General features: G+C 73.7%; 22 protein-coding genes and 1 tRNA gene. 16 read left to right on the top strand and 7 right to left on the bottom strand.

Annotated features, from left to right (window positions below):
• Window positions 1-56 precede the first annotated feature (56 nt).
• On the top strand, window positions 57-314 hold the full coding sequence (locus AC07FV_RS01115) for a hypothetical protein (protein WP_004987724.1): 258 nt from the start codon (window positions 57-59) through the stop codon (window positions 312-314).
• Between the two features lie 33 nt (window positions 315-347).
• Window positions 348-2,165 (top strand): glutamine--fructose-6-phosphate transaminase (isomerizing), encoded by a 1,818-nt coding sequence (gene glmS, locus AC07FV_RS01110; protein ID WP_361010857.1) that lies wholly within the window; start codon window positions 348-350, stop codon window positions 2,163-2,165.
• Window positions 2,166-2,251: 86 nt separating this feature from the next.
• Here the strand turns inward: glmS and AC07FV_RS01105 are convergent, their stop codons facing one another.
• Complete coding sequence (locus tag AC07FV_RS01105) at window positions 2,252-2,779, bottom strand: universal stress protein (RefSeq protein ID WP_053131343.1); 528 nt, start codon at window positions 2,777-2,779, stop codon at window positions 2,252-2,254.
• A 292-nt stretch (window positions 2,780-3,071) separates the two neighbouring features.
• Here AC07FV_RS01105 and AC07FV_RS01100 point away from each other — a divergent pair, with 292 nt between their 5' ends.
• The 4 genes from AC07FV_RS01100 to AC07FV_RS01085 all read left to right on the top strand — a co-directional run bounded on the left by AC07FV_RS01100 (window position 3,072) and on the right by AC07FV_RS01085 (window position 6,940).
• Window positions 3,072-3,422: a hypothetical protein gene (locus AC07FV_RS01100; RefSeq protein ID WP_479083759.1), complete on the top strand. Its 351-nt coding sequence runs from the start codon at window positions 3,072-3,074 to the stop codon at window positions 3,420-3,422.
• A 387-nt stretch (window positions 3,423-3,809) separates the two neighbouring features.
• Window positions 3,810-5,000: a helix-turn-helix domain-containing protein gene (locus tag AC07FV_RS01095; protein ID WP_479083758.1), complete on the top strand. Its 1,191-nt coding sequence runs from the start codon at window positions 3,810-3,812 to the stop codon at window positions 4,998-5,000.
• Window positions 5,001-6,141: 1,141 nt separating this feature from the next.
• Window positions 6,142-6,744, top strand: coding sequence for an oligoribonuclease (gene orn / locus AC07FV_RS01090; protein WP_479083757.1), 603 nt, complete (start codon window positions 6,142-6,144; stop codon window positions 6,742-6,744).
• A 123-nt stretch (window positions 6,745-6,867) separates the two neighbouring features.
• Window positions 6,868-6,940 (top strand) — tRNA-His (locus tag AC07FV_RS01085).
• Window positions 6,941-7,041: 101 nt separating this feature from the next.
• On the opposite strand, the gene AC07FV_RS01080 is transcribed toward AC07FV_RS01085, so the two are convergent.
• Entirely contained in the window at window positions 7,042-8,097 is a 1,056-nt protein-coding gene (locus tag AC07FV_RS01080) for a LacI family DNA-binding transcriptional regulator (RefSeq protein WP_383640502.1), read from the bottom strand.
• 364 nt (window positions 8,098-8,461) lie between these two features.
• Here AC07FV_RS01080 and AC07FV_RS01075 point away from each other — a divergent pair, with 364 nt between their 5' ends.
• The 4 genes from AC07FV_RS01075 (at window position 8,462) to AC07FV_RS01060 (ending at window position 13,275) form a co-directional block, all read left to right on the top strand.
• Window positions 8,462-9,787: an ABC transporter substrate-binding protein gene (locus AC07FV_RS01075; RefSeq protein ID WP_479083756.1), complete on the top strand. Its 1,326-nt coding sequence runs from the start codon at window positions 8,462-8,464 to the stop codon at window positions 9,785-9,787.
• A 5-nt stretch (window positions 9,788-9,792) separates the two neighbouring features.
• Window positions 9,793-10,803 carry a carbohydrate ABC transporter permease gene (locus tag AC07FV_RS01070; protein ID WP_383640495.1) on the top strand — a complete coding sequence of 337 codons (1,011 nt, stop codon included), beginning with the start codon at window positions 9,793-9,795 and terminating at the stop codon, window positions 10,801-10,803.
• Window positions 10,804-10,815: 12 nt separating this feature from the next.
• Window positions 10,816-11,727 carry a carbohydrate ABC transporter permease gene (locus tag AC07FV_RS01065; RefSeq protein WP_479083754.1) on the top strand — a complete coding sequence of 304 codons (912 nt, stop codon included), beginning with the start codon at window positions 10,816-10,818 and terminating at the stop codon, window positions 11,725-11,727.
• Window positions 11,728-11,835: 108 nt separating this feature from the next.
• Window positions 11,836-13,275 carry a GH1 family beta-glucosidase gene (locus AC07FV_RS01060; protein WP_384688853.1) on the top strand — a complete coding sequence of 480 codons (1,440 nt, stop codon included), beginning with the start codon at window positions 11,836-11,838 and terminating at the stop codon, window positions 13,273-13,275.
• A gap of 170 nt (window positions 13,276-13,445) precedes the next feature.
• Here AC07FV_RS01060 and AC07FV_RS01055 read toward each other — a convergent pair whose 3' ends face one another.
• Entirely contained in the window at window positions 13,446-14,882 is a 1,437-nt protein-coding gene (locus AC07FV_RS01055; protein WP_479083753.1) for a sensor histidine kinase, read from the bottom strand.
• Window positions 14,879-15,643 (bottom strand): response regulator transcription factor, encoded by a 765-nt coding sequence (locus AC07FV_RS01050; protein ID WP_479083751.1) that lies wholly within the window; start codon window positions 15,641-15,643, stop codon window positions 14,879-14,881. Before AC07FV_RS01050 ends, AC07FV_RS01055 begins: the two co-directional genes overlap by 4 nt.
• A gap of 131 nt (window positions 15,644-15,774) precedes the next feature.
• On the opposite strand from AC07FV_RS01050, the gene AC07FV_RS01045 reads away from it, so the two are divergent.
• Window positions 15,775-16,332: a hypothetical protein gene (locus AC07FV_RS01045; protein ID WP_479083750.1), complete on the top strand. Its 558-nt coding sequence runs from the start codon at window positions 15,775-15,777 to the stop codon at window positions 16,330-16,332.
• 23 nt (window positions 16,333-16,355) lie between these two features.
• Here the strand turns inward: AC07FV_RS01045 and AC07FV_RS01040 are convergent, their stop codons facing one another.
• Both AC07FV_RS01040 and AC07FV_RS01035 read right to left on the bottom strand, forming a co-directional pair.
• Window positions 16,356-17,225 (bottom strand): spermidine synthase, encoded by an 870-nt coding sequence (locus AC07FV_RS01040; protein WP_479083748.1) that lies wholly within the window; start codon window positions 17,223-17,225, stop codon window positions 16,356-16,358.
• 58 nt (window positions 17,226-17,283) lie between these two features.
• The gene (locus AC07FV_RS01035; protein WP_479083747.1) at window positions 17,284-17,667 is read right to left on the bottom strand and encodes a hypothetical protein; all 384 of its coding nucleotides are present in this window, start codon (window positions 17,665-17,667) and stop codon (window positions 17,284-17,286) included.
• Window positions 17,668-17,964: 297 nt separating this feature from the next.
• Between AC07FV_RS01035 and AC07FV_RS01030 the strand changes: the two genes are divergently transcribed.
• Entirely contained in the window at window positions 17,965-19,446 is a 1,482-nt protein-coding gene (locus AC07FV_RS01030; protein WP_479083745.1) for a hypothetical protein, read from the top strand.
• A 429-nt stretch (window positions 19,447-19,875) separates the two neighbouring features.
• Here AC07FV_RS01030 and AC07FV_RS01025 read toward each other — a convergent pair whose 3' ends face one another.
• Window positions 19,876-20,472, bottom strand: a complete 597-nt coding sequence (locus AC07FV_RS01025) for a histidine phosphatase family protein (protein ID WP_479083744.1) — start codon at window positions 20,470-20,472, stop codon at window positions 19,876-19,878.
• A gap of 195 nt (window positions 20,473-20,667) precedes the next feature.
• On the opposite strand from AC07FV_RS01025, the gene AC07FV_RS01020 reads away from it, so the two are divergent.
• From AC07FV_RS01020 to AC07FV_RS01005, 4 genes are read left to right on the top strand one after another with little or no spacing between them, the layout of a single operon-like run.
• The gene (locus AC07FV_RS01020; protein ID WP_479083742.1) at window positions 20,668-21,633 is read left to right on the top strand and encodes a phosphatase PAP2 family protein; all 966 of its coding nucleotides are present in this window, start codon (window positions 20,668-20,670) and stop codon (window positions 21,631-21,633) included.
• Entirely contained in the window at window positions 21,530-22,732 is a 1,203-nt protein-coding gene (locus tag AC07FV_RS01015; RefSeq protein ID WP_479083741.1) for a hypothetical protein, read from the top strand. Before AC07FV_RS01020 ends, AC07FV_RS01015 begins: the two co-directional genes overlap by 104 nt.
• On the top strand, window positions 22,723-24,321 hold the full coding sequence (locus AC07FV_RS01010) for a hypothetical protein (protein ID WP_479083740.1): 1,599 nt from the start codon (window positions 22,723-22,725) through the stop codon (window positions 24,319-24,321). Before AC07FV_RS01015 ends, AC07FV_RS01010 begins: the two co-directional genes overlap by 10 nt.
• Entirely contained in the window at window positions 24,318-25,691 is a 1,374-nt protein-coding gene (locus AC07FV_RS01005; protein WP_479083739.1) for an AAA domain-containing protein, read from the top strand. The genes AC07FV_RS01010 and AC07FV_RS01005 overlap by 4 nt, the downstream gene beginning before the upstream one ends.
• Window positions 25,692-26,003: the final 312 nt, after the last annotated feature.

The following is a 26,003-nucleotide window of genomic DNA, read 5'->3' as shown; positions in this document are numbered from 1 at the left end:
CCCGAAATCGGGCAGGATTCTTGCGAAAGCCTCACCGGTACCCCAGGATCTACCGGGTGCACGACGAACTCGTTGATCATCTGACGCGGTCCACGCCCCTCAGCCGGGGCGAGGCGCTGCGCGTGGTCCAGGACGTGCTCGCCTACTTCGACGAGACGACCGAGGAGTACGTCCGTCGCCGCCACCGCGAGCTCCAGGCCCAGGGCCTGGTGAACGCGACGATCTTCGAACGGATCGAGGCGGACCTGAAATACCGGGCGGTCGCACCGCCGGAGCTGTCGCTCCGCCAGCTGCGCCGCATCGTCTACGGCTGAGAAGCCGAAGAGGAACACGAGGTTTACGTATACATGTGCGGAATCGTCGGATACATCGGCAAGCGTGACGTCGCGCCCCTGCTCCTCGAGGGCCTCCAGCGGCTGGAGTACCGCGGCTACGACTCGGCGGGCATCGTCGTCACCTCCCCGAAGGCGACCGGCCTGAAGATGGTCAAGGCCAAGGGCCGGGTCCGCGACCTGGAGGCCAAGGTCCCGGCGCGCTTCAAGGGCACCACCGGCATCGCCCACACCCGCTGGGCCACCCACGGCGCCCCGTCCGACGCCAACGCCCACCCGCACATGTCGGCCGACCAGAAGGTCGCCGTCGTCCACAACGGCATCATCGACAACGCCGCCGACCTGCGCCGCAAGCTGGAGGCGGACGGCGTCGAGTTCCTCTCCGAGACCGACACCGAGGTCCTCGTCCACCTCATCGCGCGCTCCGAGGCCGAGAAGCTGGAGGACAAGGTCCGCGAGACCCTGCGGGTCATCGAGGGCACCTACGGCATCGCCGTGATGCACGCCGACTTCCCCGAGCGCATCGTCGTCGCCCGCAACGGCTCGCCGGTCGTCCTCGGCATCGGCGAGAAGGAGATGTTCGTCGCCTCGGACATCGCCGCGCTGGTCGCCCACACCCGCCAGATAGTCACCCTCGACGACGGCGAGATGGCCACCCTCAAGGCGGACGACTTCCGCACCTACACCACCGAGGGCACCCGCACCACCGCCGAGCCGACCACCGTGGAGTGGGAGGCCGCCTCCTACGACATGGGCGGCCACGACACCTACATGCACAAGGAGATCCACGAGCAGGCGGAGGCCGTGGACCGCGTGCTGCGCGGCCGGATCGACGACCGCTTCTCCACCGTGCACCTCGGCGGCCTCAACCTGGACGCCCGCGACGCGCGGGCCGTGCGCCGGGTGAAGATCCTCGGCTGCGGCACCTCGTACCACGCGGGCCAGATCGGCGCCCAGATGATCGAGGAGCTGGCCCGTATCCCCGCGGACGCCGAGCCCGCCTCCGAGTTCCGCTACCGCAACGCGGTCGTCGACCCCGACACCCTGTACATCGCCGTCTCCCAGTCCGGTGAGACGTACGACGTGCTGGCCGCCGTCCAGGAGCTGAAGCGCAAGGGCGCCCGCGTCCTCGGCATCGTCAACGTGGTCGGCTCGGCGATCGCCCGCGAGGCCGACGGCGGCATGTACGTGCACGCCGGGCCCGAGGTCTGCGTCGTCTCCACTAAGTGCTTCACCAACACCTGCGTCGCCTTCGCGCTGCTCGCCCTGCACCTCGGCCGCACCCGCGACCTCTCGGTGCGCGACGGCAAGCGGATCATCGAGGGCCTGCGCAAGCTGCCCGCGCAGATCGCCGAGATGCTGGAGCAGGAGGAGGACGTCAAGAAGCTGGCCGCGCAGTACGCCGACGCCCGCTCGATGCTCTTCATCGGCCGCGTCCGGGGCTACCCGGTCGCCCGTGAGGCCTCCCTGAAGCTCAAGGAGGTCTCCTACATCCACGCCGAGGCCTACCCGGCCTCCGAGCTGAAGCACGGCCCGCTCGCCCTGATCGAGCCGGCCCTGCCGACGGTCGCGATCGTGCCGGACGACGACCTGCTGGAGAAGAACCGCGCGGCGATGGAGGAGATCAAGGCCCGCAGCGGCCAGATCCTCGCGGTCGCCCACCAGGAGCAGGAGAAGGCCGACCACACCATCGTCGTCCCGAAGAACGAGGACGAGCTGGACCCCATCCTGATGGGCATCCCGCTGCAACTCCTCGCCTACCACACGGCCCTGGCCCTCGGCCGGGACATCGACAAGCCGCGCAACCTCGCCAAGTCGGTGACGGTGGAGTAGCGGAAGCGGTCCGGCGGCACCCGCCGCCGCAGAGCCGCGACGGCCCCGGACGACACACAGGCATCCGGGGCCGTCGGCTCCCAGGATCAGGGGATGACCACCACGGGCCGCTGCGCCCGCTTGGCGAGGCGTCCGGCGACGGAGCCGAAGAGCCGCCCCACCAGGCCGTGGCTGGACCCGACGACGATGGCGTCCGCCTCGTACTCCCGGCCCACCTCTTCGAGCTCGTGGCAGATGTCGCCGCCGCGCTCGACCAGGATCCAGGGCACCTCGGAGAGGTAGTCCGCGCACGCCAGCTCCAGCCCCAGCACCTCGGTGCGGTGGTCCGGCACGTCGACGAAGACGGGCGGCTCGCAGCCGGCCCACACCGTGGTGGGCAGCCGGTTGGCGACGTGCACGATGACCAGGCCCGAGCCGAGCCGGCAGGCCATGCCGATGGCGTAGGCAAGGGCTCGCTCACTGGACGTGGAGCCGTCGAAGCCCACGACGACACCGTGCTTGAAGGCTGGGTCGCAGGACTGGCGTGGCTCTTCCGCCGCCAGGGGCTCGGCCGCCGTAGGCTCGGCGACGGGCCGCTTGCGGTCCGCGGGTTCGAAGAATGAGTGACCGGCCATGGCTGTCTCGGCGTTTTTATCCTCTATGGGGGACGACAGTGAGCGGCGGAGCTGTGTCCGGGAATGGTCTTCCCATGCCCATACCCCCAAGGGTACGGGGCCACGCCTCCTTCGCCCGGATCCCGCGGATGGTCCGCCGCGGGGTTCACCGGAGCATGCACGAGGGGCGCCCGTAACGCAATGGTTGCTGCGCTGTACAGGCGGTTTGCACGGGATTCAACAGTCCGTGACCGGTCGTGACCGACAGGCCCCCCGCGCGTTGATCCCGTGCCGCCAGCTTCAGGGAGCACGCATGTCCGGACCGCACCGCATCGCCCGGCCGCCCTCCGGAGCGACCGGGCCCGCACCCGCGACGCCGCCCCGGGACGGCGTCACCGACCTCGTCCGCTGGGCGGCCTTCAGCTGCTTCCTCGTCCCGCTGGTGCTCCTGTGGTACGGCGCCTCCTTGGCCGGCACCGCCGGCACGGCCCTGGGCCTGGCCGCCGTCACCGGCGTCTGCCGGCTGCTGCTGCGCCGGTCCGAACGGGTCGCGGCCCGGCAGTCGGACCCGGCCCGCGCACCTCGGGCCGGGCACCGGCACCGCGCCGCCCCGGCCGCGCGACGGGGCGGACGGCACGCCGGGGAAAACACACCGGTCGGCTGACCGGTTTCCGCGCACGCGTCCGCTCCTTTTCAGCCAACTTCCAGGGGTGGCTCATCCCTGCCCCCCACCACCCCTCACACCCCGTTCCACCTGCACGGAAAGGGTCTCAGGGGGCCTGCGCACCCTACGGGGATTGGCCACTGACACAAGGCGCACTTCCCTGTGGCGCCCCGGAGTGCAACGCTTCGTGATCGACTGCTTCACGCCAAGTTGCCATGTCGACAATGTCCCAAGTGCCGAACCGGCCACCTCGGCACGACCGGACACAGTAGATTCGATCTTGACTGTCTACGGCGGGGGACTCGTGCAGGACCGAGGGGAAACGTGCTGGAGCGACAGGCCCGACCAGTTAGGGGCGCCGCGACCACCGAGGGGGGCTTAGCAGTTATGAGCCACGACTCCACTGCCGCGCCGGAAGCCGCGGCCCGGAAGCTCTCCGGGCGACGCCGCAAGGAGATCGTCGCAGTGCTGCTGTTCAGCGGCGGTCCCATCTTCGAGAGTTCCATACCGCTGTCGGTGTTCGGGATCGACCGCCAGGACGCCGGCGTACCGCGCTACCGCCTCCTGGTGTGCGCCGGTGAGGAAGGCCCCCTGCGGACCACAGGGGGACTGGAACTCACCGCGCCCCAGGGGCTGGAGGCGATCGCCCGCGCCGGGACGGTCGTCGTGCCCGCCTGGCGGTCGATCACCTCGCCGCCACCGGAGGAGGCCCTCGACGCCCTGCGCAGGGCGCACGAGGAGGGTGCCCGCATCGTCGGCCTGTGCACCGGCGCGTTCGTGCTGGCGGCGGCCGGGCTGCTCGACGGCCGGCCCGCCACCACCCACTGGATGTACGCGCCGACGCTGGCCAAGCGCTATCCGTCGGTCCATGTCGATCCGCGCGAGTTGTTCGTGGACGACGGGGACGTGCTGACGTCGGCGGGCACGGCCGCGGGCATCGACCTGTGCCTGCACATCGTGCGCACCGACCACGGCAACGAGGCGGCCGGCGCGCTGGCCCGGCGCCTGGTGGTACCGCCGCGCCGCGCGGGCGGGCAGGAACGCTACCTCGACCGGTCTTTACCGGAGGAGATCGGCGCCGACCCGCTCGCCGAGGTCGTCGCCTGGGCGCTGGAGCACCTCCACGAGCAGTTCGACGTGGAGACGCTGGCGGCCCGCGCGTACATGAGCCGGCGCACCTTCGACCGGCGGTTCCGTTCGCTGACCGGCAGCGCGCCGCTCCAGTGGCTGATCACCCAGCGGGTGCTCCAGGCGCAGCGCCTGCTGGAGACGTCGGACTACTCGGTGGACGAGGTCGCGGGCCGCTGCGGTTTCCGCTCGCCGGTCGCCCTGCGCGGCCACTTCCGCCGGCAGCTCGGCTCGTCGCCGGCCGCCTACCGGGCCGCCTACCGGGCGCGCCGCCCTCAGGGCGAGCGTCCGGTGGACCCGGAGTCCGGCGCCGAGGGGGTCTCCCGGGCCCCCGTGCCGCCGGACAACGGGGCCCTGCCGTCGGAGGGCGCGGTGCCGTACCAGACCCGCCGCACGCCACCACCGATGCCGGCGGCGGCCGGCCTGCCGGGGCCGCGCAGCGCACCGTGACCTGACACCGCGGACGCCGGACGACCCCACCCGGGCCGTCCGGCGTCCGCGGCTTGCGGGGGCCGAGGCCCGGCGGGCGGCTACGACCCAGCGGGAAGCCGTCCTCGGCGCCCGCGATGTCGAAGCCGGCCCCGGCCTCGCGGCCGGCAAGCTGGGCCGCCTCCCTGGTCACCCTCGTCGTCAACGACTACGACGAGGCGATCCGCTTCTGCACCGAGGCCCCCGGGTTCGCCACCACCGGCGGCGACGCCACCAAGAGGCAGGAGGCGGCGGCCTTCCTCGCCCCCGTCGGGGACGGGGCCCGGTCGGGAACCCCTGGCCGTCGGGCACCGCCGGCCGTCGGCGACTACGGCCCGTTCGAGAACCCCGGCCGTCGAGGACGCGGCCCGGTCGGAACCCCCGACCGTGGGCACCCCGGGCAGACGAGGACTACGGCCCGGTCGGGAACCCCCGACCGTGGGCACCCCCGCCGCCAAGGACTCCGCCCGATCGGAATCCCCCGACCGTGGGCACCCCGGGCAGACGAGGACTACGGCCCGGTCGGGAACCCCCAACCGTGGGCACCCCCGCCGCCAAGGACTCCGCCCGATCGGAAACCCCCGACCGTGGGCACCCCCGGCCGTCGAGGACTACGGCCCGGTCGCCGCAACCCGGACCACTGGCGCCCCCGGCCGTCAAGGATTCCGTCCGGTCGGGTAACCCCGGCCGTCGGGGGCGCGGCCCGCACCCGGCCGTTCGGCGTTCCCTGCCGTCCCGCATTCCGGGCCCCTCCGGCATTCCCGGGCCTCGGGCTCCCCGGCCCACCGGGCACCCCGCCCGTCCGGCCCCCTGGCCCGTCGGGCCGCCCGGCCCCTCCGGCACCCCCGGGCCGCCGGGCACCCCGACCCATCCTTGTTTCCGGCTCTCGGGCTCCCTGGCCCACGGGCGCCCCCGCCCGTCCGGCACGTCCCCCTGAGGCACTCCGCCCGACCGGCCCTCCCCCGACCCGCTCCTGCGCGCGCCCCGGCATCGAGTGCCACGGCGGGCGGCGCCGGCCGGTCGCGGCGGGGCACCGGACGCGGGGCCCGGGGCGAGAGCCTCGGGTCAGGTCGACACCGACGCCGGGGGAACGGACGGCGGGCGCCCGCCGTAGGGTGTCCGCATGAACGATCGCATGGTGTGGATCGACTGCGAGATGACCGGCCTCTCGCTGTCCGACGACGCGCTCATCGAGGTTGCCGCCCTCGTCACCGACTCCGAGCTGAACATCCTCGGCGAGGGCGTCGACATCGTCATCCGTCCGCCGGAGCGGGCGCTGGAGACGATGCCGGAGGTGGTGCGTCAGATGCACACCGCGTCCGGCCTGCTCGCCGAGCTCGACGGCGGCACGACCCTCGCCGACGCCGAGGCGCAGGTCCTCGCGTACGTGCGCGAACACGTGAAGGAACCGGGCAAGGCCCCGCTGTGCGGCAACTCCGTCGGCACCGACCGCGGCTTCCTGCTGCGGGACATGTCCACACTGGAGAACTACCTCCACTACCGCATCGTCGACGTCTCCTCGATCAAGGAGCTGGCCCGCCGCTGGTACCCGCGGGCGTACTTCAACAGCCCCGAGAAGAACGGCAACCACCGCGCGCTCGCCGACATCCGCGAGTCCATCGCCGAGCTGCGCTACTACCGCGAGGCCGTCTTCGTCCCGCAGCCGGGCCCCGACTCCGACACCGCGAAGGCAATCGCCGCCAAGCACGTGGTGCGCGCCCCGTAAGGGCACCGGCCCGGCGCGCGGCGGCGCCGGGAAAAGGCTGGCGCGAGCACCCCTTCGGACCCTGTACACTTTTTCTCAGCCGGTCGGGGAAGCCCACCACACGGGATTCCAGCGCCGGCCTCGGTGGGTGTAGCTCAGTTGGTAGAGCACCTGGTTGTGGTCCAGGTGGCCGCGGGTTCAAGTCCCGTCACTCACCCTGAAAGATCAGCCGGTGCCCCTCGCAAGGGGGGCACCGGCTGATCGCGTTCTCCCGGGCCGCCGGGGCCGCACGGCGCCGCGCGGCCCCCTCCCCCGCCCTCACGACGACCTGCGCTCCACCAGCTCCGTCGCCAGCACCACCTGATGGCGGTCCAGGCCCCGTGAAGCCGCCGGCCGGCGGTCCGCGATCTCGGTCAGCAGCAGATCGATCATCGCGCGGCCCATCTCCTCGATGGGCTGCCGCACACTGGTCAGCGGCGGCTCCATGTGGCGGGCGATGGCCGAGTCGTCGTAGCCGACCAGCGCCACGTCGTCCGGGATGCGCCGGCCCGCCTCGCGCAGGACCTGACCGGCGCCGGCCGCGGTGACGTCCGAGGCGGCGAAGACCGCGTCCACGTCGGGGCGGCGGCGCAGCAGCTCCGCCATGGCCCGGCGCCCGCCCTCCTCGGTGAAGTCCCCCGCCTCGATCAGCCCCTCGTCCGGCTCGTGGCCCGCGTCGCGCAGGGCTTCTCGGTAGCCGTCGACGCGCCGCTGGGCGCCGTAGACGTCGAGGCGGCCGGTGATGTGCGCTATGCGGCGACGCCCACGTGCGAGCAGGTGCTCGACGGCCGAGCGGGCGCCGCCGAAGTTGTCCGAGTCCACCGACGCCAGCGACTCCGCGGCCGAGCGCGGGCCGCTGATCACCGCGGGGATCTCCAGCTGGGACAGCAGGTCGGGCAGCGGGTCGTCGGCGTGCACCGAGACCAGCAGCACCCCGTCCACGCGGTGCGCCGCCAGGTACTGGGCGAGGCGCTGCCGCTCCCGGTCGCTGCCCGCGAAGATCAGCAGCAGCTGCATCTCGGTGTCGGACAGCTCGGAGCCGACACCCTTCAGCATGTCCGAGAAGTACGGTTCCGCGAAGAAGCGCGTCTCCGGCTCGGGCACCACCAGCGCGATCGCGTCCGTGCGGTTGGCGGCCAGCGCACGGGCCGCCGTGTTCGGGACGTAGCCCAGTTCCGCGACCGCCGCCTCGACGGCCGCCCGGGTCGCGTCGCTGACCCGGGGGGAGCCGTTGATCACCCGGGAGACCGTGCCGCGGCCGACGCCCGCCCGTGCCGCCACCTCTTCGAGGGTGGGCCGGCCACCGCTCCGCCCACGCGCTCCGTGGCTTGCCATCGGCTCCGCCTCCCGTCGAGACCCCGCACTCTGCGGCTGGCCTGGAATTTAACAGGCCGTTCGGGTCTAATGACCGGCTCCGGGCCCGCCACCCGTCACCGGGAGGCGTCCCATCGCCGCTCGCAACGTCCAGTTAACAGGCCGATAACTGAACGCACTTCGTCGCGTCCGTTCCCTTGACACCCCCGCCCGGACCGACGACTCTTCAACACATCACTTGTGGGAGCGCTCCCACACTACCTGGCACATACACATCCCGCACGTTCCCCGCCCGAGCCGCAGCGTCGAACGAACCACATGAAGCAGCGGGTCCAACCCAGGAGTTGGCCGGGGGGTCGGCACGTCAGGGCAACAGGAGGACGCAATGCGAGCAGCACGCACACGAACCGCCCGCAGAGCGGTGGTCATCGCGGCCGTCGCGTCGCTGGGCGCCGGGCTGCTGGCCGGCTGTGCCGACGACGGCAAGGACGAGGACAAGTCTTCCTCGGGCGACAGCAGCGGCAAGACCACCATCACCCTCGGCCTGTTCGGCACCATGGGCTTCAAGGAGGCCGGGCTCTACGAGGAGTACGAGAAGCTCAACCCGGACATCAACATCGAGGAGACGGTCACCGAGCGGAACGAGAACTACTACCCCGCTCTGGTCAACCACCTCACCACCGACAGCGGCCTCCAGGACGTCCAGGCCATCGAGGTCGGCAACATAGCCGAGGTCGTCAACACCCAGGCCGACAAGTTCGTCGACCTGTCCAAGGCCGAGGGCGTGCAGCCCGGCAACTGGCTGGACTGGAAGTGGAAGCAGGGCGTCACCAAGGACGGCCAGGCGGTCGGCCTCGGCACCGACATCGGCCCGATGGCCATCTGCTACCGCAAGGACCTCTTCGAGAAGGCGGGTCTGCCGACCGACCGGGACGAGGTCAGCGCGCTGTGGGCGGGCGACTGGAAGAAGTTCATCGCGGCCGGCGAGAAGTACAAGAAGGGCGCCGGCAAGGACACCTACTTCATGGACTCGCCCGGCGGTCTGATCAACGCCATCCTCAGCGGTGAGGAGGAGAAGTTCTACGACGCCTCGGGCAAGGTCATCTACAAGGACAACCCCGCCGTCAAGGAGGCCTTCGACCTGACCGCGGAGGCTGCCGAGAAGGATTTGGTCCAGGCGCAGACCCAGTTCCAGCCGTCCTGGGAACAGACCATCTCCAACAACCTCTTCGCCACCGTTGCCTGCCCGCCGTGGATGATCGGCACCATCAAGGGCAAGTCGCAGCCCGACGCGGCCGGCAAGTGGGACGTCGCCGTGGCGCCGAAGTCCGGCAACTGGGGCGGCTCCTTCCTGGGCGTGCCCAAGAGCGGCAAGAACGTCGAGGCGGCGCAGAAGTTCGTCGCCTGGCTGACCGCGCCGGAGCAGCAGGCCAAGCTCTTCGCCGTGCAGGGCAGCTTCCCGAGCGCCCCGGCCGCGTACAAGCTGCCCGAGGTCACGGGCGCGAAGAACGAGATGACCGGTGACTCGCCGATCGGCGACATCTTCGCCAAGGCCGCCGAGGCCATCCCGGCCCAGGTGATCGGCCCGAAGGACCAGATCATCCAGCAGGGTCTGACGGACAACGGCGTCATCCTCGTCACCCAGGGCAAGTCGCCCAAGGAGGCCTGGGAGAACGCCACCAAGACCATCGACAACAACCTGGAGAAGTGACCGGAATGACCACCCGGCACGACACCGCCGCGCCCCCCGTCAAGGGGGGCGCGGCCCCGGGCCGGCCGCCCGGTGACGCGGCCTCCCCCGAGGAGGCGAGGAAACGGGCCCGGCTCTCCCGCCGCTGGCAGCGGGACCTGCGCTGGAGCCCGTACGCCTTCGTCTCCCCGTTCTTCCTGCTCTTCGCGGCCTTCGGCCTGTTCCCGCTGCTCTACACCGGCTGGGCCTCGCTGCACACGGTGGAGCTGACCGCGCCCACCGACATGAAGTGGGTGGGCCTGGACAACTTCACGAGGATCTTCGACGACGAGTTCTTCTGGAACGCCGCGCAGAACACGCTGACCATCGGCGTCATCTCCACGGTGCCGCAGCTGCTGATGGCGATGGGCCTGGCGCACATCCTCAACTACAAGCTGCGCGGTTCCACCTTCTACCGCGTCGTCATGCTCGCGCCGTACGCGACGTCCATCGCCGCCGCGTCGCTGGTCTTCGTGCTGCTCTTCGGCCGCGACTACGGCATGATCAACTGGGCGCTCGACCTGGTCGGCCTCGACAAGATCGACTGGCAGAGCGACAAGTGGCCGTCCCAGATCGCCGTCTCGTCGATCGTCATCTGGCGCTGGACCGGCTACAACGCGCTGATCTACCTGGCCGCGATGCAGGCGATCCCGCAGGACCTGTACGAGTCGGCGGCGCTGGACGGTGCCAGCCGGTGGCGGCAGTTCATCCACGTCACGCTGCCCCAGCTGCGTCCGACGATCCTCTTCACGGTCGTCGTGTCGACCATCGGCGCCTCGCAGCTGTTCGGCGAGCCGCTGCTGTTCGACGCCAACAAGGGCGCCTCGGGCGGCTCCCAGCACCAGTTCCAGACGCTCGGCCTGTACCTGTACGAGCAGGGCTGGATCAACCAGCACCTGGGCCGCGCCTCCGCGATCGCCTGGACGATGTTCCTGATCCTCATCGTGATCGGGATCGTCAACTACGTCATCTCGCGCCGGTTGCGCGCCAGTAGTTAAGGAGAACCGGCCGTGACGACGACCCTGACGAAACCCCCGGCCGAGCCGGTGCCCGAGCCGCCCAGGCGGGGCCGGCGCCGCTCCAAGTCGGCCCGCGCCGGCGGCCAGATGCACGCCGGTCCGATCGCGTACATCATCCTCGCCCTGTTCACCCTGGGCTCGCTGTTCCCGCTGGTGTGGACGGCGATCGCCGCCTCCCGCGACAACCAGCGGCTGGCCCAGACGCCGCCGCCGTTCTGGTTCGGCGGCAACCTCTTCGACAAGATCGAGATCGCCTGGACCGACGCCAACATGGGCGAGGCGATCTTCAACACCACGATCGTCGCGGGGATCTCGGCGGTCACCGTCGTCTTCCTGTCGACGATCGCCGGCTTCGCCTTCGCCAAGCTGAAGTTCCGCGGCCGCAACGCGCTGATGCTGACCGTGGTCGGCACGATGATGATCCCGCCGCAGCTCAGCATCATCCCGCTGTACATGATGGTGGCCGAGCTGGACTGGACCGACCAGCTCCAGGCGGTGATCTTCCCGTCGCTGGTCAGCGCGTTCGGCGTGTTCTTCATGCGGCAGTACCTGCTCCAGGCTCTGCCGGACGAGATCATCGAGGCCGCGCGCGTGGACGGGGCCAGCAGCTGGCGCGTGATCTGGCACGTGGTGTTCCCGGCGGCGCGGCCCGCGATGGCCGTGCTGGGCATGCTGATGTTCGTGCAGGTGTGGAACGACTTCCTGTGGCCGTTCCTGGTGCTGACGCAGAACGGCAACCCGACCGTGCAGGTGGCGGTGGCGGGCCTCGGCCGCGGCTTCACCCCGGACCAGGCCCTGATCATGGGTGGCGCGCTGCTGGGCACGCTGCCCCTGCTGCTGGTCTTCGCGATCTTCGGCAAGCAGATCGTGGGCGGCATCATGCAGGGCGCCGTCAAGGGCTGACACCCCACCCCGGGGGCCGGGTCACCGTCGTCCCGGCCCCGTCCTCCCCCCTCGTCCTTTCCCGTCGGTCTTCCACGACCCGTCACGACCTGCTATGGGAGCGCTTCCATGCTTGAGTCCGCAACGCCGGTGACCCCGGTGACCTTCCCGCCCGCCTTCCTCTGGGGAGCCGCCACCTCGGCGTACCAGATCGAGGGCGCGGTGCGGGAGGACGGCCGTACCCCCTCGATCTGGGACACCTTCAGCCATACGCCAGGGAAGACCGCCGGCGGGGACCACGGTGACATCGCTGTCGACCACTACCACCGCTACCGCGACGACGTGGCGCTGATGGCGGAGCTGGGGCTGGGCGCGTACCGCTTCTCCATCTCCTGGCCGCGGGTGCAGCCGACCGGCCGCGGGCCCGCCGTCCAGCGGGGCCTGGACTTCTACCGCCGCCTGGTGGACGAGCTGCTGGCCGCCGGGATCAAGCCGGCCGTCACCCTCTACCACTGGGACCTGCCGCAGGAGCTGGAGGACGCGGGCGGCTGGCCCGCGCGGGACACGGCGTACCGGTTCGCCGAGTACGCGCAGATCGTCGGCGAGGCGCTCGGCGACCGGGTGGAGCAGTGGATCACGCTCAACGAGCCCTGGTGCGCGGCCTTTCTGGGCTACGCCTCCGGCGTGCACGCGCCCGGCCGGACCGACCCGCTGGCCTCGCTGCGCGCCGCGCACCACCTGAACCTGGCCCACGGCCTGGGCACGGTGGCCCTGCGCTCGGTGATGCCGGCCCGCAACTCGGTGGCGATCAGCCTCAACACCTCCGTCGTCCGGCCGCTGTCGCGGCAGCCCGCGGACCTGGCGGCGGCGCAGAAGATCGACGACCTCTCCGGCGGGATCTTCCACGGCCCGATCCTGCACGGCGCCTATCCGCAGACACTGCTGGAGGCGACGGCGCCGGTCACCGACTGGTCCTTCGTCGAGGACGGCGACCTGGGCCTGATCCGCCAGCCGATCGACGCGATCTGCCTCAACTACTACACGCCCACCGTGGTGTCGGCCGCCGACGCCGACTCGCGTGCCCCGCGGGCCGACGGCCACGGCGCCAGCGACCACTCGCCGTGGCCCGCCGCCGAGGACGTCGCCTTCCACCAGCCGCCGGGCGAGCGCACGGAGATGGGCTGGAGCGTCGACCCGACCGGCCTGCACGAGCTGATCATGCGCTACAGCCGTGAGGCCCCGGGCCTGCCGCTGTACATCAGCGAGAACGGTGCCGCCTACGACGACAAGCCCGGCGCGGACGGCACGGTGCACGACCCCGAGCGGGTCGCCTACCTCGACGGCCACCTGAGGGCGGTGCGCCGGGCCATCGCCGACGGCGCCGACGTGCGCGGCTACTACCTGTGGTCGCTGCTGGACAACTTCGAGTGGGCCTACGGCTACGAGAAGCGGTTCGGCGCGGTGTACGTCGACTACGCCTCCCAGCAGCGCACCCCGAAGTCGAGCGCCCTCTGGTACGGGCGGGCGGCCCGCACGGGGACGCTGCCGCCGGTGGACGCGGCCGAGTAGACCACCGCACCCGAGGGGGGGAGCGGTGGCGGGGCGCGGCATCCGGGGGGTGCCGCGCCCTGCTTTGCGTGCCCCGCGCTCATCCGGGGGCGCGGCGACGGCCTTCGCGTGGACGCGCGTCTCCTGGTCGGCGGAGTCGCCGGAGCCGAGGCCCCCGGGCTCGGCGAGCCTCAGGAGCCGGGTGGCGTCGTGGACCTGAGGGAGGAGATCAGCCGGGGGTTGCGGCGGCGTCGGACGGTGCCCCGGTGCCCGCGCCGGGCCGGCGACGCCCGCCCGTCCAGCTGTATCCAGATGCGTACTTCGGTGCCGCCGAGCACCGAGGAGCCGATCCGCACGTCGCCGCCCGTGGACTCCGCCAGCCTGCGCACGATGTCCAGGCCGAGTCCGGTCGACCCGTCGTGTCCCGAGCCCCGGCCGCGGGCCATCGCCGCCTCGGGGTCGGGTATGCCGGGCCCCGCGTCCGAGACCAGCACGATCACCGCGTCCTCCCCGTTGTGCAGGTCGACGGCGAAGGCCGTGCCCTCGGCGGTGTGCCGGAAGACGTTGCCGAGCAGGGCGTCGAGGGAGGCGGCCAGGTCGGCGCGGGCCACGGGGATGCGCACCGGCCGGTCGGTCCCGGCCACGCGCCACTTGCGGCCCTCGTCCTCGGCGAGCGCGGACCAGAACCCCATCCGCTCCCGGACCACCTCGGCCGCGTCGCACCCGGCGCCGGGACCGGCCGCGGCGGTCTGCGGCTTGGCGTCCCGGGCGGTGCGGATGATCGTGTCGACCTCGCGCTCCAGTTGCTCGACGGCGGCCCGGGTCTGCTCGGCGGCCGGTCCCTCGCCGAGCGAGGCCGCGTTGAGCCGCAGCACGGTCAGCGGGGTGCGCAGGCGGTGGGAGAGGTCGGCGGCCAGTTCCCGTTCGTTGGCCAGGAGTTGGACGACCTGGTCGGCCATGGAGTTGAAGGCGACCGCCGCGCGCCGCAGTTCGTTCGGCCCCTCCTCCGGCACCCGGGCGCCCAGCTTGCCCTCCCCCAGTTCGTGGGCGCCCTCCACCAGGCGCCGCGCGGGCTGCACCATGCGCACGCCCAGCCGGTCGGCGACCGCCACCGAGCCGACGATCAGGGCGACGCCGACCCCGGCGAGCACCGCCCAGGCCGTCGCGACGCCGTTGGTGACCGCGGACTCGGGGACGTACACCTCGACCACGGCGATCTCACCGGTGCTGAGCGCGACCGGCTGGAGCAGCGCGAAGCCGCCGGACACCTCGGTGGTGGAGGCGCGGCCCATCTCCCGGACGGCGGCGATGTCCTCGTCCCCCACGTGCCGGCGGCCGATCTCGGTGCCGGACGGTGCTGCGCCGTCCGTGCCGTCGGCCCGCGCACCGGACGCCGGCAGGTGCACGGCCATCCCGGTGTCGGAGCCGGCGGAGGCGACGACGCGTTCCAACTGGTCGCGGTCGGTGGTGATGGACAGCGCCGGGGCGACGGCGGCGGCCTCCCGCTCGGCGCCCGCGAAGGCCCGGTCCCGGGCCATCTCGCGGATGACGAGGCCGAGCGGGACCGCGAAGGCGACCACGACCATCGCGGTGACCGCCAAGGACACCTTGACCAGGGCCCATCTCATCGGAGCGGCTCCACCGCGGACGGGTCCGTCGGCGGCTCCGCGGGCGGCTCCGCGGGCGGTTCCGCGGGCGGTTCCCCGGGCGGTTCCAGCTTCACGCCGACGCCGCGCAGGGTGTGCAGGTAGCGGGGCCGGGCCGCGGTCTCGCCGAGCTTGCGCCGCAGCCAGGACAGGTGGACGTCGATGGTCTGGTCGTCGCCGTAGGACTGCTGCCAGACCTCGGCGAGCAGCTCCCTGCGGGGGACGACCACGCCCGGACGTCCGGCCAGGAAGGCGAGCAGGTCGAACTCGCGGCGGGTCAGGTCGAGCCGGGCGCCGTCCAGTTCGGCCTGGCGGCGCAGCGGGTCGACGGTGAGTCCGCCGACCCGGATGACGGTCGACGGCGCCGCCTCGGCCGGGCCGGACCTGGCCCGGCGCAGGACGGCCGCCATCCGGGCCGACAGGTGCTCCACGGAGAACGGCTTGGTGAGGTAGTCGTCCGCGCCCGCGTTCAACAGCCGTACGACCTCGGCCTCGTCGTCGCGGGCGGTGGCGACGATCACGGGGACGTTGGTGATGCCGCGCAGCATCTTCAGCGCCTCGGAGCCGTCCAGATCGGGCAGTCCGAGGTCCAGGATCACCACGTCGAAGCGGAAATGGGCGACCTCGCGCAGCGCCTCCAGTGCCGTACCCACGCTGCGCACGGTGTGCGCGGCGTCGGTCAGGTGCCGGATGAGCGCCGAGCGCACGAACTGGTCGTCCTCGACCACGAGCACACTTGCCATGGGCGGCACCGTACGCCATGCGGACGAGCCCAGTGCGGGCCTGTGGACAACTCCGTTCCGCACCCCGGCCCTTGCCGTTCCGCCCCGCGCAGGGGCGACACGCGTGTGACGCGTGAGGCAGTATGGCCGCGATGCGCAGAGGACTCGTACACGTACTGGCCTGGCTGCTCGCCACGGGCGCGGCGGTCACCCTGTCGTGGTGGGGCGTCCACACGGTGATGGCGGGCACGGCCTACGACGCCCCCCGCGCGCTGCCCGTCACGGCGGCCGACGCGTCCGTGCGGGACGCGGGTGAACCGGAACCTGCCGGGGAATCGGAGCCGTCGGTGTCCTCCACCCGGCGGCCGTCGCCGTCGGGCAGCGCCTCGCCCACCCCGAGCGGGACACCCCGCGAGCCGGACCCCGCACCGTCGCGGAAGCCGACGCCCTCCGCCCCCGCCGCGTCCGAGCGCTCCCCCGCGGCGTCCGGCCGCGTCCGGAGTTACGACACGGACGGCGGCCGCGCGGTCTTCGACCTCGGCGGGTCGTCCGCGTCCCTGGTGTCGGCGACGCCGGGTGCCGGCTGGTCGATGCAGGTGTGGAAGACGGAGTCGTGGATCCGGGTGGAGTTCACCTCGGGCGCCGACCGGGTGTCGGTGTTCTGCACCTGGCACGACGGGCCGCCGCGGGTGGAGATCGGGAGCTACTGACCCACTGATCGGCAGCTGCTGACTCACCGGAAGACGGAGGCCGGCGGGGCGGGCGAGGCCACCGCCGCCGCGTCCGTCACGGGTGCGGCGCCGCCGGTGAAGTCGGTCAGCGCGCGGCCGTGCTCCACGCGCGCCGGGTGGGGGTCGGAGGCGGCCCGGCGGGTGAGTTCGCCGACCGGCAGCGGCTGGTCGGAGGCGACGAGGACCGCGTTGCCGAACCGTCTGCCGCGCAGCACGGCCGGGTCGGCGACGAGCGCGAGCTGCGGGAACCGGGCGGCGGCGGTGGCGATCTGGCCACGCAGGTGGGCGAGGGGCGGGCCGTCGGCGATGTTGGCGGCGTAGACCCCTTCGGGCGCGAGGACGCGCCGGACCTCGTCGAGGAACTCGGTGGACGTCAGGTGGGCCGGCGTCCGGGCTCCGCTGAACACGTCCGCGAGGACCAGCCGCGCCCAGCCGTCGGGCACCTTCGCCAGCCCGGCACGGGCGTCGGCGGAGCGCACCCGGATGCGCGCGCCCGGGTCCGGGGGCAGTTCCCGCCGGACCAGCTGGACGAGGCCCGCGTCCCGCTCGACGACCTGCTGGGTGGAGCGGGGGCGGGTGGCGGCCACGTAGCGGGCGAGGGTGAAGGCGCCCCCTCCGAGGTGCACGGCCTGGACGGGCTTGCCGGGCGGGGCGGCCAGGTCGATGACGTGGCCGAGGCGGCGCTGGTACTCGAAGGAGAGGTACGCCGGGTCGTCGAGGTCGACGTGCGACTGGGGGGCGCCGTCGATCAGCAGGGTCCAGGCCCTGGGCCGCTCCCGGTCGGGGACCAGCTCGGCGAGCCCGCCGTCGACGTGCTCGGCGACGGTTTCGGCGGCAGCGCGCCCGCGGCGGGCGTTCCTGGACTTTCCCATCGGTCCATTATCGGACCGTCCGCCGACCGCGGGGCGAGGGGTGGCTCAGCGGGCCGGCTCAGCGGCAGCTGTCGGCGGCCTCGATCATCCGGGCCGCCTCGCCCAGCGCGGCCCGCAGCACGGCCGGGTCGGTCGCGAGGTCGGCCTCGCCGGGCGGCACCAGCCAGCCCGAGCCCTCGACGGGGGGCTCGGGGTCCGGGACGAGGCGCAGTCCCCGGCCGTCCGTCTCCGTGCAGGTGCTGCCCGGCACGTCCCAGGCGGCGGCCGTGCCGGAGGGCACGAGGAACCCCAGGGTGTCGCAGCCGTCGTCGTGGATCACCGGCCCCACTCCCTCGCCGGTGCCCCGCCTGAGGATGTCGACCGCCTCCAGACCCTGCCGGGTCGGCACGGTCACGACGTCGCAGGCGTCGCAGGGGGGATCGCTGCTTGGTCTGGTATCCATCCCGGCCTCCACCACGGAACTCCTCCTCGGACGAGCGGGTCGGGAGTCGGGGGTCTCCCGGTCCGCAGGGTCCAACGCGTCGGACCGTCAACGGCTACGGCGGAAGTCCGCCGCAAAGGATGGCAGTTCATGGCAGATCGGGGATGGGATATCCGTTTTGTAGGCAAACACCGCGTAGTCACTCCGTCACAGCAGGTACGTTCTTGCTCGCCGGGCGCGGAGGTGAGATGCGGAGCAATCCGCACAAGTCGTCTTCGCTCCGGCATGGTTCGACGGTTCGCACGAGAGGACCCGGCCATGGCGTCGTCGACGGTGACCTCCGCCCAGCCCGACCGGCCCCCGCGGCCCAACCTTGCCTTCCGGCGGTTGCGCGGGAAGCGCTCGCCCGCCGAGTTCGCGGCGGCGGTGCGCCGGGCCGCGCGCGAGATCGGCGAGCGGGTCAGTTGTGACGCGCGCTACGTCGGCCGGGTCGAGGCGGGTGAGATCCGGTGCCCCAACTACGCGTACGAGCGGGTGTTCCTCCACATGTTCCCCGGCCGCACGCTCACCGACCTGGGATTCGCGCCCCGCTCGTCGGTCCGCGGGCGCCGGGCGCGCACCGCCGAGGACGCGCTCCCGGCGCACCTCGGCGGGTCGCCGTACGCCTCGTGTGAGACGCGAGGGGTGGCCGAGCCGTATGAGCTGCAAGGGCATGGGCCGCATGCACCGTCCGAGCCGTGTGACACGCAGGACCCGTACAACACGCACGACAACAACGAGGAGAGCGACGTGCTGCGTCGCGCATTCATGACGACCGGTGCCACGGTGGCCGCCGCCTCGCTGGGCCCCCTGGGGCTCGCCCTCGACGCCGCGGCGTCGGGACGCCCCGTGCGCCGGGCGGGGGCGGGCGAGGCGGGCGCGCTGGAGGAGGCCGTCCGGCGCATCCGGCTGCTCGACGACCGGCACGGCGCGGACGGCCTCTACCGGCGTGCGACGGCCCCGCTGCGCACCGCCTACGCGCTCCTGGACGCCGGCGCGACCCGGCAGGCGACGGCCGACCGGCTCTACTCGGGCGCCGGGGAACTGGCGATCTCGGTGGGCTGGCTGGCCCACGACTCCGGGCGCTTCGACGACGCGCGCTCCCATTACGCCGAGGCCCTCGCCACCGCCCGGGTGACGGACGACCCGGGGCTGGAGGCGCACGCCTTCTGCAACATGGCGTTCCTCGCCCGTGACGCCGGGCGTCCCCGCGAGGCGGTGCGGGCGGCGCAGGCCGCGCAGCGGGCCGCCCGTCCGCTGGGCTCGGCGCGGCTGATGTCCCTGCTCGCGCTGCGCGAGGCGGGCGGCTGGGCCGGGCTCGCCGACCGGGTCGGCTGCGAGCAGGCGCTGGCCCGCGCGCAGGCCTTCTTCGGGCGGGGCGCCTCGGACGCCGACCCCGAGTGGATGAGCTTCTACGGCGAGGCCGAGCTGGAGGGGCTGGAGGCCCAGTGCTGGTCCACCCTGGGCGACTGGCCGCGGGCGGCCCGGCACGCGCGCCGGGCGGCCGATTCGCAGGACCCGCACTTCACCCGCAACCTCGCGCTGTACACGGCGGAACTCGCGGACGACCTCGCCCGCGGCGGCCGCCCCGACGAGGCGGCCGGGGCGGGCCTGCGGGTCCTGGACCTGCTGGGCGAGGTCCAGTCGTCCCGCATCCACACGATGCTGGCGGGCACGGCCCGGGTGCTGCTGCCGCACCGGCGGGCGTCGGGGGTGTCGGCCTTCCTGGAACGCCACGCGTCACTGCCGCGCACGGCATGACCTTCGTCACCGTGCGGTGCCTCCGGCGGTGAGCCGGGGCCCTTGGCGGCGGGGGCGCCGCGGGAGGACGCGCTTGTACGCCGACGGACCGACGGACCGGCGGGGCGGCGGGGCGGCGAGGCGGCGGGCTGGCTGACGGGCCGACGGGGCGGCGGGCTGGCCGGCGAGGCGGCGGGCGGGCCGGCGAGGCGGCGGGCGGGCCGGCGAGGCGGCGGGCGGGCCGGCGAGGCGGCGGGCGGGCCGGCGAGGCGGCGGGCTGGCGGGGTGGCGAGGCGGCGGGCCGACGGGGCGACGGGGCGGCGGGCTGGCCGGCGGATGTCTCGCGGGGGCCGCGGTGTCGACGGCGAGGGTGGCCGCCGGTCCGCGCCCTCCGACCGCCGCCCGGCGCGCGCCAAGGCGGCGCAGGGGCACCGCACCGCGGTGTTGCGGTCAGCCCGCCAGGTGCCCCAGGTCGTTCCAGCTCTCCAGGGCCGGTTCCCCGTAGGCCCAGCCCAGCACCGACAGCGAGGTCGGGTTCAGGCGTATCCGGGCCGCGAAGTCCAGCGGCAGCCCCAGCCACCGTGCCCCGATCGACCGCAGGATGTGCCCGTGGGCGAAGACCAGCACGTCGCGGTCCGCCTCGCGCGCCCAGGCGACGACCTCGTCGGCGCGCGCGGTGACGTCCGCCAGGCTCTCCCCGTCCGGGACCCCGTCCCGCCAGATCAGCCAGCCGGGCCGCACGGCCTGGATCTCGGCCGGCGTCATGCCCTCGTACGCCCCGTAGTCCCACTCCATCAGCGTGTCCCAGGGCCGGGCGCGGTCACCGAAGCCGGCGAGTTCGCAGGTCTCGCGCGCGCGTGCGAGGGGGCTGGTGCGCACCTCGACGCCGGGCAGGCCGTCGAGCGGGGCCCGGTGCAGCCGCTCGCCGAGCAGCTTGGCACCGCGCCGGCCCTCCTCCAGCAACGGCACATCGGTCCTCCCGGTGTGCTTGCCGGACAGCGACCACTCGGTCTGTCCGTGCCGGGCCAGCAGGATGCGCGGTGCCATGAAGGGGCCCTTCCGGGAGGAATGTCATAGGGGACCCCTCCATCATCGCGCACCCCCCGCGCGGGCAACCCGGGGGGCGATCGCGGCGTCTTCCAGGGCCGAGGGCGCCCCGTGAGGCGGGCCCGGCAAGGCCGTAGAGTGGCACGTCCGTGTCGGTCCAGGCGCGCGCGAGAACGAAGGGGGAGGGCGATCGGATTGCCGCACACCAGGACACCGGGCACCGATGCGCCCCCGAGGCCCCGACCGCGCTGGTGGACCGAGCTGCCGCTCATCCTCCTCGTCTACGCCTGCTACTCCGCGGGCCGTCTGATGGTGCGGGGCGACGAGGCGGACGCGGTCGAGCACGGGCTGGCGATCCTGCGCGTGGAGAAGGCGCTGTTCCTGAACGCGGAGCACCCGCTCAACCGGCTCTTCACCCGCGAACCCTGGATAGGGATACCGGCCGACTTCTGGTACGCGTCGCTGCACTACCTGGTCACCCCGTTGATCCTGATATGGATCTTCCGCTCGCGCACGGTCCGCTACCGGGCCGCCCGCACCTGGCTGATGACCTCCACCTTCATCGGCCTCATCGGCTTCACCCTGCTCCCGACCTGCCCGCCCCGGCTGCTGGCGGCGGGCCACGGCTTCGTCGACACGATGGCGCAGTACAGCACGTACGGCTGGTGGGGCGGCGAGGCGAGCGCGCCGCGCGGTCTGGGCGGGATGACCAACCAGTACGCGGCCATGCCGAGCCTGCACGTGGGCTGGTCGCTGTGGTGCGGGGTGATGCTGTGGCGCTACGGCGGCACCCGCGCGACGAAGGTGGCCGGCGTCGTCTACCCGCTGGTGACCACCATCGTGGTGATGGGCACCGCGAACCACTACTTCCTCGACGCGGTCGCCGGCGCGGCCGTGATGGGCGCCGGCCTGCTGCTGACGCCGTACGTGCTGCGGACGGCGGAGCGCGTCCGGGGCAGCCTGCCGGCCCGCTTCACCACCCGTTCCGCACCGGCCGCACCCGCCCCGGACGGCGCAGGTTCCCCGATTGTCAGTGGTGGATGCCAGACTTCCGCGGGTGAGCGATTTCCACGTCAGCGCGAGCCACGGGTCGGACCGGGAGCCGAGCCGGACCCCTCCCCCTCGGACGCGGGGGACGAGACTCCGGCACCGGCTCGCTGAGCTGCGCGGCCCCGACGTGCCGGCCAAGGCGCTGGACGCGCGGGCCCTGGCCGCCCTCGCGGCCAACCCGGGCTGCCGGCGGCGCGCGATCCTCGACGGCGCCGGGGTGGACAAGGCCTCGCTCGCCGACGCGCTGGGTTCGCCGGCGGTCTTCGGGCAGTCGCAGTTCGCGTTCATGCGGGGCAACGCCTTCGAGGCCCGGGTCAAGGCGGACGGCGGCGCCGAGCTGCTGCGGCTGGTGCACGAGCGGCTGGACCGGGGCGCCGAGCCGCCCGCCGGCGCCCATGTGCCCGACCTGTCGGCGACCGGACCCGAGGGCCGCGCGGCCCGTACCGCGCTGGCGCTGCGGGAGGCCACCGGCACCCCCGGCGCCTGGACGCTGCTCGACCACCCGATGCTCGCCCTGGACGTGGCCGGCTCCCCCGCGTTCCTGGAGCCGGACGCGGTGGTCGTGCATCCGGACGGCAGCTGGAGCGTCGTCGAGATCAAGTCCTTCCCGATGCTGGACGGCTCCGCCGACCCGGCGAAGGTCGGCGCCGCCGCGCGGCAGGCCGCGGTGTACGTGCTGGCGCTGGAGCGGGTCGCCGCCCGGCTGGAGCCGGCCCCCCGGGTGCGCCACCGCGTCCTCCTCGTCTGCCCGAAGGACTTCTCCAACCTGCCCGCCTCCTCCGCCGTCGACGTGCGCAAGCAGCGCGCGGTGACCGAGCGCCAGCTGGCGCGGCTGACCCGCATCGAGGACATCGCCGACGCGCTCCCCGAGGGCGTCTGCTTCTCCCCCGAGCTGCCGGCCGAGGAGCTGGCGACCGCCGTCGAGGCGGTGCCGGCGACGTACGCGCCCGAGTGCCTGTCCGCCTGCGAGCTGGCCTTCCACTGCCGTGCCCGGTCCCGCGAGGCCGGTGCGGTGACCGCGCTGGGCCGGTCGGTACGGGCCGAGCTGGGCGGCCTGGCGACGGTCGAGGACGTGCTGGCCGCGGCCCGCGGGGAGGCCGGTGATCCGGACGACCCGGCGGTGGCGGCCCTGCGCAGGGCGGCGCGGCTGCGCGCGGAGGCCCTCGCGGCGGCCGGTGCGGGGACGAGCGGGGTGCCCGGATGTCGCTGATCACCACGCTGGCCCGGCTGGAGGCCGTGCGCGCGGGCCGCGCCGAGCCCGCCGCCACCGTCCGGCACCGGCAGCTGTCCGAGCGTCCGCTGGTCTTCGTCCCGCTCACCACCGCCGGTGAGGCCGGTGCCCCGCTCGGCGCCCTGGTCGGCACGGACCGGGACGCGCCGCGGCTGCTGGTCGTGCCGCAGCCCCGCGACCGCGACCTGCGGTTCGCCTTCCTGGCCGAGCTGGCCGACATCGTGCTGCCGCACGTGGAGGCGTACGCCGGCAGCGTCGAGCCCGCCGAGCGCACCGAGACCGACCCGGAGACGGGCAAGCGGATCAAGGTCGAGGTCGACCTGTGCACCGACGCGGCGCAGCTGATCGTGCCCAGCCGCGCGGGCGTCGACTTCGTACGGCTGCTGGGCCGGTCGATGCGGTTCCGGCGTACGGCGGAGGAGGACCCGGACACCCCGCACCCGGCGCCGCCGAGGGTGCCGCTGCTCGGCCGGTGGCTGACCCACTACGGCGAGCGGGCCCGGGTCCCCGGCTCCTCCCTCCTGCTCGCCGTGACCGACCTGCTGGGCCGGCACTGGGCGACCGGGCAGTCCACGCTGGAGGACCAGCACCTGGGCGCGCTGCTGGCCTGGATCGAGCCGGGCGCCGAGGGGCCGACCGGTGCGGAGGCCGCGCGGCGGGCCGAGCTGGCCCGCGACGCCGACGGCCAGTTGCTGTGCCCGCCGGCGGGCCCGGCGACCGACCCGGCCTTCGACAACAAGCTCCTCGCCCCCGCCATCGAGCGCTACGACCGGGCCCGCACCGCGTTCGCCGCCGCCGAGGACGGCCTGGAGGCCGACGACCGCCTCGGCGCGCTCACGGCGGCCGAGCGCGAGATCCGCGCCCTGGTGGAGAGCCGCACGCGACCCACCTGGGACGCGGTGTGGCGGGGACTGGACCTGCTGCGGGCGCTGCCCGTGGGCGGGCACGTCGAGGAGCGCTGGACCCGGGACCGCTGGTCGTTCACCTCCCACCGCGACCGCATCCTGGCCGGTGAGCCCCCGCAGCCGCGCCACGACGACGCGGTGACCGCGGCCAACAAGCTCGCCACCCGCGAGCGGGAGCAGGCCCGGCTCGAAGCCCAGGAGGCGTTGGACGATCCGCTGGTGATGGCCGGGCGGCGGCTGGCCGGGGAGGCGTTCGCCGGTGAGGTCGTCGAGGTCGTGATGGCGTACAGCGAGAGCAAGCGGCCCAGTCCGCGTCCGCTGGTGACGGTCCGCACGGACGACCGGCCGCAGCCGGCCGAGCGGGCCCGGGTGTTCCGGTCGCTGGACGGCCGGCCGCAGGCGGCGGAGTACGTCGGGCAGGAGGACGAGGGTCTCCTCGTGCTGCGCCTCGTGGACAAGATGGGCCGCGGCAGGGAACCCGAGGCCGGTTCGGTGCCCGAGAAGGGGGACCTGGTCTGCTTCACCCTGTTCGAGCACGAGCAGCGGGGCGGGGCGAAGCTGCCCGACCCGGACCGGACCCCTTGGACGCACGGCGGACCGCCCGGTGAGACGGCCGCCGTCCCGGAGGCGGCCGACGCCCAGACCGAGGAGGACGTGCTGTGACCGCCGAGGCCCCCGCCGCGCCCGCCGCCCCGGCCTCCGGCCCGGCCTTCGACCCGGGCGCGGAGGCCGCCCGCGCCACCGCCGCGATCCTCCACGACACGCTGCACGGCACCGAGCGCGGTGTCGTCGTCGACTCCCCGCCCGGTGCCGGCAAGTCCACGCTCGTCGTGCGGGCGGCGCTGGAGCTGGCCGAGGCCGGCCGTCCGCTGATGGTCGTGGCGCAGACCAATGCCCAGGTCGACGACCTGGTCCTGCGCCTCGCCGAGAAGAACCCCGACCTGCCGGTGGGGCGCCTGCACAGCAGTGACGCCGACCCGTACGACAAGGCGCTCGACGAGCTGGCGAGCGTGCGCAAGTCGGCGAAGGCCGCCGATCTCGCCGGGCAGGCGGTCGTCCTGTCGACCGCCGCGAAGTGGGCGCACGTCACGGTGGACGAGCCGTGGCGGCACGCGATCGTCGACGAGGCGTACCAGATGCGCTCGGACGCGCTGCTGGCCGTGGCGGGGCTGTTCGAGCGGGCGCTGTTCGTGGGCGACCCGGGTCAGCTGGACCCGTTCTCGACGGTGGGCGGCGAGCAGTGGGCGGGGCTGGCGTACGACCCGTCGGCCTCCGCCGTGACGACGCTCCTCGCCCACAACCCGTCGCTGCCGCAGCACCGGTTGCCGGTGTCGTGGCGGCTGCCGGCGTCGGCGGCCCCGCTGGTGTCCGACGCCTTCTACCCGTACACGCCGTTCCGCAGCGGCACGGGGCACGGCGACCGGAGTCTGGCTTTCGCGGTGGCGTCGGACGGGTCGGGTCCGGACCGGGTGATCGACGAGGCGGCGCGGTCCGGCTGGGGTCTGCTGGAGCTGCCCGCACGGCACACGCCCCGTACCGATCCGGAGGCGGTGCGGGCGGTGGCGGCGGTGGTCCGGCGGCTCCTCGACCGGGAGGGGGCGGCGACGTCCGAGCGCTCGCCCGACCCGGTGCCGCTGGGCGCGGGCCGCATCGCCGTCGGCACCGCGCACCGGGACCAGGCGGCGGCGGTGCGGGCCGCGCTGGCCGACCTCGGGGTGACCGAGGTGACCGTCGACACGGCCAACCGTCTGCAGGGCCGTGAGTACGACGTGACGGTCGTCCTGCACCCGCTCTCCGGCCGCCCCGACGCCACCGCCTTCCACCTGGAGACGGGCCGCCTGTGCGTCCTGGCCTCCCGGCACCGGCACGCGTGCATCGTGGTCTGCCGGGAGGGGGTGGGTGACCTGCTGGACGACTATCCGTCCACCGAGCCGGTGCAGCTCGGCACCCTGGTGAAGTTCCCGGACGGCTGGGAGGCGAACCACGCGGTGCTGGCCGTTCTGGCGAAGCACCGGGTGGCGTGGCGGGGCTGACGCACCGGGTCGGGGCAGGGCTGACGCACAGGGCCACCGCGCACCCGGCACGGCAACGCCCCCGACCGGCCGGACGGAGTCCGGCACGCCGCCGGAGGCGGCCCGAAGACACAGCCCGGACGGCTGGGAGGCGAACCACGCGGTGCCGGCCGTCCTGGCGAAGCACCGGGTGGCGTGGCGGCCCTGACGCGCCGGGACGGGGCAGGGCTGACGCACGGGGCCACCGCGCACCCGGCACGGCAACGCCCCCGACCGGCCGGACGGAGTCCGGCACGCCGCCGGAGGCGGCCCGAAGACACAGCCCGGACGGCT

It is taken from the genome of Streptomyces sp. NPDC045956, from assembly GCF_056430705.1.
Note: the sequence above shows the minus strand (reverse complement) of the source record. Positions and strands in the feature narration are given on the sequence as shown.

What these genes read in the sequence shown, in the direction of transcription:
- orn (WP_479083757.1), top strand. Translation starts at nt 6,142, where the DNA reads ATGAACGATCGCATGGTGTGGATCGACTGCGAGATGACCGGCCTCTCG.
- AC07FV_RS01010 (WP_479083740.1), top strand. Translation starts at nt 22,723, where the DNA reads ATGTCGCTGATCACCACGCTGGCCCGGCTGGAGGCCGTGCGCGCGGGC.
- AC07FV_RS01100 (WP_479083759.1), top strand. Translation starts at nt 3,072, where the DNA reads ATGTCCGGACCGCACCGCATCGCCCGGCCGCCCTCCGGAGCGACCGGG.
- glmS (WP_361010857.1), top strand. Translation starts at nt 348, where the DNA reads ATGTGCGGAATCGTCGGATACATCGGCAAGCGTGACGTCGCGCCCCTG.
- AC07FV_RS01095 (WP_479083758.1), top strand. Translation starts at nt 3,810, where the DNA reads ATGAGCCACGACTCCACTGCCGCGCCGGAAGCCGCGGCCCGGAAGCTC.
- AC07FV_RS01030 (WP_479083745.1), top strand. Translation starts at nt 17,965, where the DNA reads ATGGCGTCGTCGACGGTGACCTCCGCCCAGCCCGACCGGCCCCCGCGG.
- AC07FV_RS01025 (WP_479083744.1), bottom strand. Translation starts at nt 20,472, where the DNA reads ATGGCACCGCGCATCCTGCTGGCCCGGCACGGACAGACCGAGTGGTCG.
- AC07FV_RS01045 (WP_479083750.1), top strand. Translation starts at nt 15,775, where the DNA reads ATGCGCAGAGGACTCGTACACGTACTGGCCTGGCTGCTCGCCACGGGC.
- AC07FV_RS01035 (WP_479083747.1), bottom strand. Translation starts at nt 17,667, where the DNA reads ATGGATACCAGACCAAGCAGCGATCCCCCCTGCGACGCCTGCGACGTC.
- AC07FV_RS01080 (WP_383640502.1), bottom strand. Translation starts at nt 8,097, where the DNA reads ATGGCAAGCCACGGAGCGCGTGGGCGGAGCGGTGGCCGGCCCACCCTC.
- AC07FV_RS01070 (WP_383640495.1), top strand. Translation starts at nt 9,793, where the DNA reads ATGACCACCCGGCACGACACCGCCGCGCCCCCCGTCAAGGGGGGCGCG.
- AC07FV_RS01050 (WP_479083751.1), bottom strand. Translation starts at nt 15,643, where the DNA reads ATGGCAAGTGTGCTCGTGGTCGAGGACGACCAGTTCGTGCGCTCGGCG.
- AC07FV_RS01040 (WP_479083748.1), bottom strand. Translation starts at nt 17,225, where the DNA reads ATGGGAAAGTCCAGGAACGCCCGCCGCGGGCGCGCTGCCGCCGAAACC.
- AC07FV_RS01075 (WP_479083756.1), top strand. Translation starts at nt 8,462, where the DNA reads ATGCGAGCAGCACGCACACGAACCGCCCGCAGAGCGGTGGTCATCGCG.
- AC07FV_RS01105 (WP_053131343.1), bottom strand. Translation starts at nt 2,779, where the DNA reads ATGGCCGGTCACTCATTCTTCGAACCCGCGGACCGCAAGCGGCCCGTC.
- AC07FV_RS01055 (WP_479083753.1), bottom strand. Translation starts at nt 14,882, where the DNA reads ATGAGATGGGCCCTGGTCAAGGTGTCCTTGGCGGTCACCGCGATGGTC.
- AC07FV_RS01060 (WP_384688853.1), top strand. Translation starts at nt 11,836, where the DNA reads ATGCTTGAGTCCGCAACGCCGGTGACCCCGGTGACCTTCCCGCCCGCC.